Consider the following 13,195-nt stretch of genomic DNA (forward strand, 5'->3'; position numbering starts at 1 on the left):
AAAGAATCTGCCCTGTTTTTTGTAAGGTAAAAGCGCGTAAATCGAGTGAGATCAGTTCAGCGATTACTTAATTCTTAATTTTTGCCCTATATAAATGGTATTCACGTTTTTCAGCGTATTCAGAGCACTAATAGCCTGAATAGAAGTTCCATATTTTACAGCAAGTTCTGAAAGTGTTTCACCTGCTGCAACAAGATGATAAACAGCCTGTTTGTCTATAGGTGCATGATCGTTGGGATTAATCCAGGAACCGGGTACCCCTTTTGTCATAGTAATATTAATCATCCCTTGGCTTTCATTAAAAACAATATATGTTCCTTCCTTAATGACCGTCCTTTGACTTGTACGTGATTTGGCATTGTCAGCTGTGAAGTAACCGGGGATAGCTTGTACAACTTTATAATATTTTTGAGATTGTGAAGCTGGCGTCTGAATCTGAGAAGGATGAATAGCAAGGTCATATTTTGTAAGGTTATGAGATTCAATAATGGTAATCAGCTTTTGTGCATAGTCAGGGTCTGTAGCATAGCCTGCAGATTGGACAGCATTGGCAGCAGTACGATAATTACTCTCCCCAATAATGAGTTTATATTTATGTCGATCCCAGGATACTCCTTTTAAATAGAGATTGGCCAGATCTTGAAACGACTCATACCAGCTTGGATACTTTCTGAATGCAGCCAGTATTTCTACCTTTTGCCCTTTGACTACTTCCCAAGTCGGCATTTCCACAGACTGGCCGTTGTACGATCCCTTAATGCCGAATAAGTTCTTCCCTTCTTTTGCAAGCTTACTCTTTCCCCACGCGGATTCTAAAATAGCCTGGGAAATTAACAAAGAAGCTAAGATATTAGATTCCTCTTGTACTCGCTTGGCATACGGAGCAATTTCTGCTATAAATGTCATTCAAAAACCTCCTTTAATTCTATAATATGAAAATTAAGTGAAAACAGACAGGGTAATTAGGAAGGCATTTGCCTCTTTCTATTAAACTGCGTAATGAAAACCTGCCATTTTGATATACCCCTTCTTCACCCCCCACAAGAAAAAGCCGCTTCAAAGCTAATGGATTCAGCTTTAAAGCGGCTTATTATTCATTTACAAAGGTATCTCTTTTTTACTTTAAGTTCTTTAAAACTAGCTCAACTAATGGATGATCCTTTGATAGACCACATACCTGAACCATTGTTTCTTCATAACCATTTGCTTTGATCTTTTCTTGAAGCTCCACTGCTTCTGGATCTTCCTGAACATCATACTTTAGGGCAGCAGCGATTACTTTCGCCAAGTTTTCAGGATTCTTTTCTAAGTATTGAATATACTGAACAGCAGGGCTCACAAGTCTGTCATTTCTGCCAAGCTTGCGGAGCGGACCTCTTGCCACACGAGTAATATCATCATTAATATGCGGATTCTTAAATCTGCCCACAATTTTATTGATATATTGCTGGTGTTCTTCAGAATTGAATCCGTACTTTTCTACTAATACCGCACCAGTTTCCTGAAGCGTGTTTCTTACTGCTTCAAGTACGTGATCGTCTTCCATTGCATCTTTAATTGTTTTTAGACCAGCCTCATATCCTAAATATGCTGCTGCAGCATGACCTGTATTCACGGTAAACAATTTGCGTTCGATATATGGACTTAAATCATCGACAAAGGTGACTCCTTCGATAGCAGGAACCTCTCCGATCATCATCGACTGATCTACAGCCCACTCGTAAAATGGTTCAACAAGCACCATTAGTTTATCTTCATTTGTTTGAATAGGGACGATACGGTCAACAGCCGCATTAGGGAAAGCAAACAATTGATCAAATTTTTCAGCTTGATCTGTATTGAGGGATTCATATACCTTCTCTTTTAAGAAGCTGCTGCCGCCAATCATATTCTCACAAGCAATAATGTTTAATGGATTAGAGCCTGCTTCTGCTCTCATCTTTAATCCATCACGAATTAAATTCGCAATAATCCCAAGCACAGTAGGTCCAACTGCCGTTGTCACTAGGTCGGCCTTCGCGATTGCTGAAATAACCTCATCACTGTTTGTTTTGCTATTGATCGCTCTCACATTTTTTACAATCGTTTCTTCGCTTTGATCGGCAGCGAGTACCACTTTGTATTCTCTTTTTTCATTTAAAAGGTCCACTATTTCATCATTAACATCAACGAAAACGACTTCATAGCCTGCATCAGATAAAAGCTTTCCAATAAAGCCGCGTCCAATATTTCCTCCGCCAAAATGTACGGCTAACATATTAGTTCACCTCATCAAATAAGGATAGAATCTCTTCAGCAGATGTAGCTTTAACAATTTTTTCTACGTTTTCTTCTTCAGAACATACAATGGCAATTTGTGAAAGGATTTCAAGATGTGCTCCATCTTTTCCGGCAATTCCAATTAATACTTTCACAATATTTCCGCCGCCGAAATCCACACCGTCCGGAACCTGTACAATGGCTAAACCAGAAGTATTAACAGATTTTTTCGCATCGTCTGTACCATGTGGGATTGCAACGAAATTCCCCATAAATGTAGAAGAAAGTTCTTCTCTCTCAAGCATTTTTTCAACATACTCCTGATCGACATATCCTTTGTCTACTAGAATTTGCCCTGTAAATTTAATCGCTTCTTCTTTATTCGTAAATGCTTGGTTTAAAATGATATTGTCTGCAGTTAAAATGTTTGTCATGTTTGACACTCCTTTAAAAATTTCTATACTTGGCTATATTTATTTTCAAAAACAAGCTGCAGTTCATCTGCCAGTAAATTAGCAATATCTAGACTGCCTCCTGTTTGAAACACTGAAATAGAATGTTCATCTCTAATGATTAACGAACTGATTGCACTCAGCAGTTCTAATGCTTCTTCTGATTCATCCAATGGTGAAAGCAAAAGTAAAATGGTATCAGCCTTCATGTCAGAACCATCCATCCCTTTTACAGAGAGTGGCTTTTTTACCCTCCGCACCATAAAACATGGACTTTTTACAAATTCACTTCTGGTATGATAAAGCGCAAGCTTGGTATCAGGAATTCCAAGTCCGCCTAATTCTTCTCTTTTCAGCAAGTCCTCAGTGACTCTTTTAGAGTCTGTAATCACACCTTGCTGATATAATTCAGTGCATATTTTATGCAGGATGCTTGGAATCAATTGATCTTCATCAATAAAGGATAGAGAAAAATGCTCTAAGAGTAATTCGATTGCGGCTGCACTTCTTTTAACCTTTGAAATTCTGATTCGGAAGTCATCATAAGATTGTCTTTGTTTCAAGCGAATTGATTGCTTTACTTGATGTCCAGCTTCTTGATGAAGGGCAAAGGATTGTTTAATTTTTTCAATATCACTAACTGTTAAAAGGGGGCTGACAAGCAGGTAGTCCCGATTAAAGTTTTTTAACGGAATAGTAGAGATTACAGCATCGAAACCATGTATATCCAGTTGATCCAGATCAAAAATAGATGCATTAATTGTAGACAAGCCAGGGAGCTCCTGCTCCAGTTTTGTTGATAAGATTTTGGAAGTGCCAATCCCGCTGGAGCAAATAACAAGAGCTTTCTTTGGACTAGTTTCTTCACTATTCAGCAAAGCCGAGGCAAAATGCATGACTAGATATCCAATCTCTTCTCTGGGAACCTTCAATTCTGGAAGGACATTCGCCATACCATGCTGCAAAATAATAAACAGTTCCTTATAATCCTGCTCTATTCTTTCCAATAAAGGATTAGAAATACCCATATTTTGTTTGATTCTATGCAGAGCCGGTCTTAAATGCGCAACAAGTCCCTGGAACAGAGAATTATTCGTCGTTAAATCGATATCAAGCTTACGGCTGACAAATGTCATTAAGTTTTGTGCAAGGACTCCTGCATGCAAACTTGTTTCTCCAAGCAAGTCATCATGATCATTTCTCAATTTGGCTCCCATCAGGTGCATTGTAATATACCCGATTTCACCTTGGGAAATGTTTATTTTAAATACTTCTTCCAAACCTAAAACAATTTTTTCGGCTGCCTTGTATTCTCGTGTGCCTTTTAAACTGTTCAGATAATCCTCTTCGAAATTAATTTCCTCTCCCTGCTGAATTCGTTCAATCGCCAATGCCAGATGAACGACTAATCCAATATAGGCACTGTCAGCTATGGCATAAGGGAGATCCTCTTTAATATCTTCTATTTGTTTTTCTATAATTAGCAGCTTTGTCTTGTCAACTAATCCAAGCAATCGGTCTGTTACCGTATCAACCACTTGTGCTGAGCGTTTTTGAATATTTTCTTTTATTAAAGAAAGGAATTCAAATTCATCAATATTTTCTATGATGATCTTGCTCATAGCCTTTCTTTTAGAACTCTCTGACCCAATCAATTCAACACCGTAGCCACGCTTTCTTAGCAGTGTTAAGTCAAAAGGGGTAAGGCGCTCTTCTACTTTATTAAGATCATTACTGACAGTTGCAATAGTGACATTTAAATCATTGGCCAGCGAAACTAATTTAACTGGCTCCGCTGCATCCAAAAGAGCAGATAAAATCATCGTCTGCCGTTCCTCAGGCGTATATTCATTATGAGAAAGGTTAAAAAGAAAGAGACGAAGCATCTCCTTTTTCTCTTCTTCACCATTAACAGCTATGCCGATGCCTGATTTTTTGTTAAGTTCTAATCCGTACTCCTTTAAAATCTCTTCGACTCCTTTTAAGTCGCGATGAATTGTACGAGAACTTACCTCTAATTCTTTTGCTATTTCCTTTACCGTTGTTTCTCCCGGCTGTAATAGCAATAATTCAAGTATTTTTCTTTCCCTCGCTGATATGTACATTCACATCACTCCACAGCATTGGCATTCACCATGACATATTATGAGCAAAGTTTATGACAAATATGAAATACAGCATCCTATTCTTTCATTTTAATAATAAGAAATGATACTCTCAACAAAAGAATAATGTATTTTCGTCATGAAAGTTGTTGCCAGTATTTAATTATCCTAATTTATTTAAAGAAAACCCTACTAATATTTTGCTGGTGCATTTTAATTGAAAAACTATAAATAAGACTGGTTCACAAAGGGAACCAGCCTTTTTTTATTTACTTCAGCTTTTCAATCAATTCATCATATTTAGGGCTATTTAAGAAGTTTTCAACCGAAATATGATGTGCAGTCGGCAGTTTGTCTTTCGCACGTGGTGTTAAATCTTTATGTGTAATAACCACGTCTGCATCTGCTGGAAGATTGTTAATTGCTGTGTTAGAAATATCGATATCCAAGTCTGCTTTTTTCGCTTTATTCTTAAGAATGGATGCCCCCATTGCACTGGATCCCATTCCTGCGTCACAAGCAAAGATGATTTTGTTAACATTTTCAGGATTGAAGCCTTCAGCAACAGGAGCTTTTGATTCAAAGTTGCCTGCTACAGAGCTCTTCTTCCCTTTCATTTCCTGCATTTTTGCTGCTGCTTCTGAAATATCTTCTTCTTCGTTTTTCTTACTTGTTTTTAAAATTAGAGATGCAATTGCGAATGAAACTGCCGTTGCTACAAGAACCCCTAGAATAACACCTAAGTGATTTCCGCCTTTTGGCGTCATAGCCATTAAAGCAAAGATGCTTCCTGGTGATGGCGGTGCTACTAATCCAACATTTAATAAGCTGAATGTGAACATACCACTTACGCCACCAGCGATTGCAGCAAGAATTAACGTTGGTTTCATTAAGATGTACGGGAAGTAGATCTCATGAATTCCTCCGAAGAAATGGATAATCGCTGCTCCTGGTGATGTTTGCTTCGCAGAACCTTTTCCAAAAAACATGAATGCAAGTAAGATTCCAAGACCTGGTCCAGGGTTTGTTTCAATTAGGAACAGAATTGATTTTCCAGCTTCTGCTGCTTGCTCTGCTCCAAGTGGAGATAAGATACCATGGTTAATGGCATTATTTAAGAAAAGAATTTTTGCTGGTTCAATCAGGATGTTTACTAATGGAAGTAAACCAGCATTAATAATTGCTTCAACACCAGCAGATAAGATATTCGTTAATCCTTCAACTAATGGGCCGACACCCAGTAAAGCTCCAATGGCTAAAAGTGCCGCAAGTATACCTGCAGAGAAGTTGTTGACAAGCATTTCAAATCCTTGTGGAGTTCTTGGCTGCAGAATTCCGTCAACCTTTTTAATCGCCCATCCTGCTATAGGACCAACAATCATTGCACCAAGGAACATTGGAATGTCTGATCCGGCAATAACACCCACTGTTGCAACCGCACCAACAATACCTCCGCGATCTCCTCCATAAACCATTTTACCGCCTGTGAAACCAATCAGGATCGGCAGTAAATATTTGATCATCGGGTCAACTAGCAATGCTAGATCTTTATTTGGCAGCCAGCCATCTGGAATGAATAATGCAGTAATAATACCCCAAGCAATAAATGCACCGATGTTTGGCATAATCATGCCGCTTAAGCTGCTTCCAAATCTCTGAAGTTTTACACGAAAACCAGATTTTTCAGCTTGTGTAGTATTTGACATGTGATTTTTCCCCTTTCTCTGTTTTTATCTTTAAAAGTTATTGTATGACTTTCTACTTTTATAATACGTTCAATGTAAAGCGGTTTCAATTCAAAGAAAAACGCATTTTGTCACTCCTAATGTTGTCATCATTGTAATAACTGTTTTTGCCATGTTTAATATTGGTTTAGGTGTATGTTATCACCTAATAGTCATTTTCTACCTCCTGCTTTCAATTGTACTAGTACTTTCCGCCCTCTAGACTGCTTTCAGCCACGTATGGCAAGGATTAGCCAATTTGTCTTTACAAGACTTTTCTGCATATTTCAGTTAAAATATTAATTAATATCAAATTTATATTAGGGGGGATATGATTGCATCGGAATCAAGAGCTTCATACATTTTTAGTAGAAAAAGCAAAGAATTTAACCGAAGAATGGTATAAATCACTTGATAAAAGTGATCCAAAAGGAGTCTATTCTTCAAGCAATCCTGAAGAAATTCAAAAATTGAAGCAGCAAAATTATGATTTTCATTTACACTTATGTAAAGTTTTTGTGCAGGAAGAAGAACAATTTTTGCAGGAATTTCAGAATTGGATTATTCATATTGCTAAAGATGACCAACACCTCAATACCCCTGTTCAATACATACTGCGTGAGTTTTTCCACGTGCAGGACCAATATCTTTGCTATATCGATGAATTTGCTTCTATTCATAAAGGTAAATATTCACAAGAGAAGGTTCAGCTTTGGCAAAGAATCATCATTCGAGCCTTTAAAGAAGTTATTCTTAGATTCGTACAGGAAAATCAGAACTATGCAGAGAAAAAGCTGCTGGCACAGCAAGAAATCATCATTGAGCTAAGCTCTCCTATCATTACGATAAATAAAGGAGCAGCACTGCTTCCTCTTGTCGGTGACATTGACACAACACGGGCAAAATTTATACTTGAGCATTCTTTAAATGAATGTTCGAATAAAGGTATTACTCACCTTTATATCGACCTTTCAGGCGTAGTCATGATTGATACTATGGTTGCACACCAGATTTTCCAGCTGATCAGTGCCTTAAAAATGATTGGTGTACAAACTACTTTATCAGGTTTAAGGCCTGAGGTTGCCCAAACAACTGTTCAGCTTGGACTTTCGTTTGAAGATGTCGAGATAAGATCCGACCTGGCTGCTGCACTTTCTGCAAATGAATTAAATTCGGCAGAGTAGACTGGACAAAGTGTATTTTAAGTGTTCTTTTAATATTTTCTGTCAGACTAATATCTTTTCATAATAAAAGGGATCACATCACGTGATCCCCTTTTTACTGCCCATATAACTCTTTATATGCAACAACTTTTAAAGCCAAAATTTCCTCCTCAGTCAAACTGGCTTCCATTTGTGAGATGACTTGCTCTTTTGATACAGTGCCTTCTTGAGCCTGAACCCGCAAATCATTTAATTCTGTTAAACCAACCTTTTGAATCAGCACTCTTGTCGCTTCTTCCTTTGTAGTAAAAGGCAGGCTTTCTGGGTCTGCTGCCTCAGCTTCAGCAACAAAGGCCATTAATTCCGGGTCACTTTCAATAGCAGATTTAATATTTTCCATTTCCCCACTATTCTCCAGCTCTGTAGAAATAGTTTCCATTACTTTCTCAGAAGCCATGTTTGTGCCAAAATAGTAAATAGCAAAACCAAGTCCCCCAATAACTACTAGCACAATAATAAGGATTTTAAAAAACTTCACTTTTTCCACTCCCGAAAATTTCTTTTGTACACATCATACTATAGAAGCTGTCAGAAAGATACAATTACACTATTTGGAAATTGCTTTAAAAATAAACTTAGTGTAACAGAACATCGTCTAATGTATAAAAGTAAAAAAAAGAGGTGAATTCCACTTGCAAAGTCATGAGGTAATTACAGATTTAATGGACCGCCATGGCACATCCATTTTGCAGCTTGCCTATTCATTTGTCCGCAATAAGCAAACTGCTGAAGATCTGACTCAAGAAATATTTATTAAATGTTATGAAAAGCTCAATACCTTTGAAGGAAATTCGAGCATGCATACATGGTTGTACCGAATTGCAATCAACCATTGCAAAGATCATGTTAAGAGCTGGAACTATCGAAAAGTTCATGTCAGTCAGCATATCAGCAAATGGTTTACCAGCCACCAAGAAAGTACAGAATCCAAAATGATTCATAAAAGCGAAAGTGAGCAGCTATTTAATGAAATACTGACACTGCCGCCAAAATACCGTGAAATTATATTTTTATACTATTTCCAGGAACTCCAGTTAAAAGAAATTAGTGAAATCTGCCAGATCAATCTCAGCACAGTAAAATCAAGAATGACGCGGGCCAAACAATTATTAAAAAATGCAATGACAGAAAGGGGTGCAGAAGATGGACAACAAACTGATGAAGACGAAAGAAGATCTGTTAAAGGGTGAGATGCAGGGCCTGGTCTTTACCGAAGAAATGAAGAGAAACGTATTAGCAGAAATTAGCCAAAGACCATCCATGTCCAGACAAAAGAAAAAAGCAAAAAACAAAACGGTACCTGCAGCCCTGAGCTTTGCAGCCGTGACAGCCTTCGCTATTGGCATGTACTATATTATCTCAAATGGACTATTCGAAGAACCTAATGCTGACAAGCCGCCAGAAGAAACAGAGATCATTACGCCGATTGAGGAAGAAGATGTTAAAGAGAACGACAACGAGACGGAAGAGGAAACGGAAGAAAACCTGCCGGATGATACAGTGGAAGAGGAACCAGATTCCGATCCTGACAAAGAACAAACAGACACAGAGACAGACCAAGAAATAAAAGATGATCAAAAACAAGATGAACCTGTGGTTGTGGAGCCGACGAAGGAGGAATTGGCTGGGATCTTAAATGAGTTCTTACAGATTGAAGATAGTTTATTTAATACAGTCTCTACAAATATAAAATTTGCTGAGCTGGGACTTAAAACGAAAGAAGATTTTTATAGCTATTTTTACCATCTAGCTGATAAGGCGGTAGTTGAAGCTATATTTAGCGTTAATTTGGATGAACGGGAAGATGGTTTGTATGTAATCCCAATGGGCGGGGATCGCTTCTCAACATTTTTAGACAGCGAACCATATGATTTTCAAAGAATCAGCGATACTGAATATCATATCATTCAAGAACTTTCTTCAGACTTTCATGGGCACTATACAATAACTTACATTTTTACGAAACAAAATGGACAATGGAAACTGTTTGATTACGAGGTATTCGACCACTATTATGACTCTCACTAAATGTGAGAGTTTTTTAGGTTTAACTTTTATAAAACAGGGTATAGACAATCATCTCTCATACGAAAGGACTATGTAAAATGTCACAAAATACCACAACTAGTCGATTCATCAGCATCAAAGTCATTCTCGTCATCGCCATTGTGATTTCTAGTCTGATCTCCTCACCGATTTCAGGTTTTATTAATCAAACCATTGAAGAGTTAGGTGTTTTAAGTGCAGGTGTCAAAGCATCTGTCACCTTTCTAATCACTGTTCTCATCAGCCCAATTTTAATTATATTATTTACACGCTTTTTTATCCTAAAGAAAATCACACTCATTAATCAGAAGCTTGAAGATATTCAGCGCGGAGACTTTAGTTCTTTGGATTTTCAGCTGAATGATGAATTCAGCCAAATTGCACATAATATTAACAATTTGTCACAAAGTCTGGAACAAAATATTCTTGCTGCAAATCAACAGTCTGCCACTGTCAGTAAACAAAGCAATTATCTATTTCAATCCTTATCGAATGTTTCTCAATCAACTGAAAAGCAAAAGCAGCTGCTTCGAAATGTAGAAGATGAAAACAAGAGAATCGTTACTTCTATAGAAGAATCACATGCAACCTTAACTGAATTGGCTTCATCTATTGATGGGGTCACAAGTGCTACACATACCATTAATGAAAAAACAGCTGAGGCTTCAGGCATCTCCGAGCATGTGAAACAGATGCTCACATTAGTAGATCAAAAGTTTACATATGTTCAGCAAAACTCAGAAGAATCTGTTCAGTCTATTGAGCATTTAAAAGAAAAAGGAGTTGAAATCGGGAATATCATCTCTATTATTACTGGCATTAGCGGACAAACCAATTTGCTGGCTTTAAATGCTACGATTGAAGCTGCACGTGCCGGAGAACACGGAAAGGGATTTGCCGTGGTTGCCTCAGAGGTGCGCAAGCTTGCGGATGAATCTCTGAAAGCAGCCAACGATATTAAGGAAATTATAGATTCATTTACTGAGGATGTTGAAAAGGCAGTTGCCCTCATTTTAAATGGAAAAGAACATGTTCTGGATGGCCAAAAGTCCTTTAAGGAAGCTGATAGTGAAGTGGATGGCATCGTCCAATCGATTAGGCTGCTGGCAGATGAAGTAAACACCATTTATGCTTCGATGGAAGAGATGAATGCTGGTATAAAAGACATTACCATACAAATTGATCAGACCGTTGAATCAGCCGAGAATAATAATTCACTGCTGGAAACCTATACTCAGCTTCAGTCAGAAATTGATCAAATTATACATAATGAAAAGGACAGCGCAAAGCATTTATCTTCAAGTGCAACTTCTTTAGAGGGGATTTATCAAGGATAGGTTAGCTCTATTGTTTTAGGGTAAAAGCTTTATTAGTATCTAACTAAAAAGAATCCTTCACATACTTTTTTCACTTCCTGAGAAGGATAGTAAAAGAAAATAGCAGGAGGAGAGCTGAATGGAAGTAAAGCCACTATTAGAGGTTGAAAAGCTGGCGCTGAAAAAATATAAAATATATCAAACCAGTGTGCTTCACTATATTTTAAGAGCGGCGCTAGCCAGTATGTTTATTGGCTTCGGAGTCATTGTTGCCTTTAAGTCTGGCGGGTATTTTTACAATGTTCACTCTCCTGCAGCATATCCAATGGCTGCTTTTACATTTGGTGCTGCAATTATATTAATTGCTTATGGAGGCGGAGATCTCTTTACTGGAAATACATTCTATTATACGTTTGCTGCTCTCCGCAAGAAAATGCAGTGGAGCAGTGTAGTGAAACTCTGGACACTTAGTTATGCCGGCAATATAATCGGTGCCATTGTATTTGCACTGCTCATATACACCACCCAGCTTTTCTCTGATGCAAGCGTAAATCAATTTCTGCTAAGTGTAGTGGAGCACAAAATGACAGCTCCGACTTTAGAGTTATTTTTCCGGGGGATCTTATGTAACTGGCTTGTTTGTTTAGCATTTTTTATACCAATGACATTAAAGGGTGATGGAGCAAAGCTATTTGTCATGGTTCTCTTTGTTTTTTGTTTCTTTATTTCTGGTTATGAACATAGCATTGCCAATATGTGCACATTTGCGATTGCCATGGTATTAGATCATCCTGGAACCATTTCTTTTAGTGGCATCATTCATAATCTTGTTCCTGTTACGATCGGAAACTTAATTGGAGGAAGTCTTCTGATGGGCTGGATGTACTTTTATGTTAATAAACCTTATTTGGATGAAGATGATCAAGGGTAAGAATCGCCATGCATTAGTATATAGATTATAAAAAAGTTCACAAACCAAAACGCAGGCAATCCATACCAAATTGGATCACCTGCGTTTTGCCATTTAACCGATATTATTCAGCGCATCCTCAATCGTATCTACACCGCTAATCAAATCAAAAGAACGCTTAATCAATTGATTCTTCTCTAAGGCTGCCACAATGACAGACGCGACATCCTCTCGAGGAATCATTCCTCCATGAATATTTTCCGCAGCCGTGATTTTCCCTGTGGCCTCCTCATTTGTAAGCCCGCCAGGACGAATAATTGTATAGTCCAGCCCGCTCGCCTCCAAATGCTTATCTGCGTAATACTTCGCAACGTAATAAGGCTTTATCTGTTCATTCCAATTCTCGCGATTATGAGCCTGCAGTGCACTCACCATGATAAAACGTTTAATGCCGGCCTTTTCAGCCGCTTCGATTGTTTTCACAGCACCATCCAAATCAATGAGCAATGTTTGGTCAAAGCCTGTTTGTCCACCTGAACCAGCTGTAAATACGATGGCATCACAGCCCTCTGCTGCATCCGCAATATGTTCGACACTGCCATGCAGACTGGCAAGAACAGGTTCTGCCCCTAGCTTGCTCAGCTCTTCTTTCTGCTCTTCTTTTCTAACCATAGCTTTCACTGAAAAGTTTTGATGTTCTGCTAGCTTCTTCACGACGAATTGTCCAATTTGTCCGTGTGCTCCTACAACTAAAACGTTCATAATCACATTCCTTTCTCTATGAGATACTGCTCATTATTTCAAACTCAACTGTATATTTCAAATGGTCTGCTTTAATCAAGCAGTATGCCAAAGGAACCATAAAGTGGTTTAAAACCGCAGCTGCTTGGGTATATAATCATTGATCTCAATTCGTAAGGAGCATGATGATGACTAAAGAATTTGAACAGCTTATCTTGACGAAACAATTGTCCTTGATGACTTGGGAATATAAAAGATGTGAAATTAAAGAGGTAAAACAGCAAATATTAACAGATATTAAATTGCTTATTAAAGCTCTGGATTATTTAATATAAATAGTATTTTTCACATTTTCTCCCCAGCTCCCCCTAACCTCGGTGCCTTTGTATACACCCCTTATGAAACCTATAAAACATGTC

General features: G+C 38.0%; 13 protein-coding genes. 6 read left to right on the forward strand and 7 right to left on the reverse strand.

The genetic code is table 11. The annotated features are described in order from the left end of the window. Positions 1 to 63: 63 nt before the first annotated feature. From J1899_RS17930 to J1899_RS17950, 5 genes are all read right to left on the reverse strand, one after another. Positions 64 to 906: a glucosaminidase domain-containing protein gene (locus J1899_RS17930; protein ID WP_214475575.1), complete on the reverse strand. Its 843-nt coding sequence runs from the start codon at positions 904 to 906 to the stop codon at positions 64 to 66. 211 nt (positions 907 to 1,117) lie between these two features. Further along, positions 1,118 to 2,257 (reverse strand): mannitol-1-phosphate 5-dehydrogenase, encoded by a 1,140-nt coding sequence (locus tag J1899_RS17935; protein ID WP_214475578.1) that lies wholly within the window; start codon positions 2,255 to 2,257, stop codon positions 1,118 to 1,120. A gap of 1 nt (position 2,258) precedes the next feature. Then, positions 2,259 to 2,693, reverse strand: coding sequence for a PTS mannitol transporter subunit IIA (locus tag J1899_RS17940; protein WP_214475580.1), 435 nt, complete (start codon positions 2,691 to 2,693; stop codon positions 2,259 to 2,261). A 23-nt stretch (positions 2,694 to 2,716) separates the two neighbouring features. Next, entirely contained in the window at positions 2,717 to 4,816 is a 2,100-nt protein-coding gene (locus tag J1899_RS17945; protein WP_214475582.1) for a BglG family transcription antiterminator, read from the reverse strand. 269 nt (positions 4,817 to 5,085) lie between these two features. Beyond that, a complete protein-coding gene (locus J1899_RS17950) occupies positions 5,086 to 6,522 on the reverse strand; it encodes a PTS mannitol transporter subunit IIBC (protein WP_214475584.1) in 1,437 nt (478 codons plus the stop codon). A gap of 353 nt (positions 6,523 to 6,875) precedes the next feature. Here J1899_RS17950 and J1899_RS17955 point away from each other — a divergent pair, with 353 nt between their 5' ends. Continuing rightward, complete coding sequence (locus J1899_RS17955; protein WP_214475586.1) at positions 6,876 to 7,724, forward strand: STAS domain-containing protein; 849 nt, start codon at positions 6,876 to 6,878, stop codon at positions 7,722 to 7,724. A gap of 94 nt (positions 7,725 to 7,818) precedes the next feature. Here J1899_RS17955 and J1899_RS17960 read toward each other — a convergent pair whose 3' ends face one another. After that, complete coding sequence (locus J1899_RS17960; RefSeq protein ID WP_214475588.1) at positions 7,819 to 8,241, reverse strand: hypothetical protein; 423 nt, start codon at positions 8,239 to 8,241, stop codon at positions 7,819 to 7,821. A gap of 154 nt (positions 8,242 to 8,395) precedes the next feature. Between J1899_RS17960 and J1899_RS17965 the strand changes: the two genes are divergently transcribed. The 4 genes from J1899_RS17965 (at position 8,396) to J1899_RS17980 (ending at position 12,056) form a co-directional block, all read left to right on the forward strand. After that, positions 8,396 to 8,953, forward strand: coding sequence for a sigma-70 family RNA polymerase sigma factor (locus J1899_RS17965; RefSeq protein ID WP_214475590.1), 558 nt, complete (start codon positions 8,396 to 8,398; stop codon positions 8,951 to 8,953). Continuing rightward, positions 8,907 to 9,791, forward strand: coding sequence for a hypothetical protein (locus tag J1899_RS17970; RefSeq protein WP_214475593.1), 885 nt, complete (start codon positions 8,907 to 8,909; stop codon positions 9,789 to 9,791). Before J1899_RS17965 ends, J1899_RS17970 begins: the two co-directional genes overlap by 47 nt. A 77-nt stretch (positions 9,792 to 9,868) precedes the next feature. Then, positions 9,869 to 11,146: a methyl-accepting chemotaxis protein gene (locus J1899_RS17975; RefSeq protein WP_214475595.1), complete on the forward strand. Its 1,278-nt coding sequence runs from the start codon at positions 9,869 to 9,871 to the stop codon at positions 11,144 to 11,146. Between the two features lie 118 nt (positions 11,147 to 11,264). Then, on the forward strand, positions 11,265 to 12,056 hold the full coding sequence (locus tag J1899_RS17980; RefSeq protein WP_214475597.1) for a formate/nitrite transporter family protein: 792 nt from the start codon (positions 11,265 to 11,267) through the stop codon (positions 12,054 to 12,056). Between the two features lie 93 nt (positions 12,057 to 12,149). Here the strand turns inward: J1899_RS17980 and J1899_RS17985 are convergent, their stop codons facing one another. Then, a complete protein-coding gene (locus J1899_RS17985; RefSeq protein WP_214475599.1) occupies positions 12,150 to 12,797 on the reverse strand; it encodes an SDR family oxidoreductase in 648 nt (215 codons plus the stop codon). Positions 12,798 to 12,964: 167 nt separating this feature from the next. Here J1899_RS17985 and J1899_RS17990 point away from each other — a divergent pair, with 167 nt between their 5' ends. After that, positions 12,965 to 13,111 carry a hypothetical protein gene (locus J1899_RS17990; protein ID WP_156495704.1) on the forward strand — a complete coding sequence of 49 codons (147 nt, stop codon included), beginning with the start codon at positions 12,965 to 12,967 and terminating at the stop codon, positions 13,109 to 13,111. Positions 13,112 to 13,195 lie beyond the last annotated feature (84 nt).

The sequence above is a fragment of the Cytobacillus gottheilii genome, from assembly GCF_018582665.1.
Taxonomy (GTDB): Bacteria; Bacillota; Bacilli; order Bacillales; family Cytobacillaceae; genus Cytobacillus; species Cytobacillus gottheilii.

Bases quoted from the DNA above. Each gene is read 5' to 3' on its own strand.
- J1899_RS17930 (WP_214475575.1), bottom strand. From the start codon at position 906: ATGACATTTATAGCAGAAATTGCTCCGTATGCCAAGCGAGTACAAGAG.
- J1899_RS17935 (WP_214475578.1), bottom strand. From the start codon at position 2,257: ATGTTAGCCGTACATTTTGGCGGAGGAAATATTGGACGCGGCTTTATT.
- J1899_RS17940 (WP_214475580.1), bottom strand. From the start codon at position 2,693: ATGACAAACATTTTAACTGCAGACAATATCATTTTAAACCAAGCATTT.
- J1899_RS17945 (WP_214475582.1), bottom strand. From the start codon at position 4,816: ATGTACATATCAGCGAGGGAAAGAAAAATACTTGAATTATTGCTATTA.
- J1899_RS17950 (WP_214475584.1), bottom strand. From the start codon at position 6,522: ATGTCAAATACTACACAAGCTGAAAAATCTGGTTTTCGTGTAAAACTT.
- J1899_RS17970 (WP_214475593.1), top strand. From the start codon at position 8,907: ATGGACAACAAACTGATGAAGACGAAAGAAGATCTGTTAAAGGGTGAG.
- J1899_RS17975 (WP_214475595.1), top strand. From the start codon at position 9,869: ATGTCACAAAATACCACAACTAGTCGATTCATCAGCATCAAAGTCATT.
- J1899_RS17980 (WP_214475597.1), top strand. From the start codon at position 11,265: ATGGAAGTAAAGCCACTATTAGAGGTTGAAAAGCTGGCGCTGAAAAAA.
- J1899_RS17985 (WP_214475599.1), bottom strand. From the start codon at position 12,797: ATGAACGTTTTAGTTGTAGGAGCACACGGACAAATTGGACAATTCGTC.
- J1899_RS17990 (WP_156495704.1), top strand. From the start codon at position 12,965: ATGACTAAAGAATTTGAACAGCTTATCTTGACGAAACAATTGTCCTTG.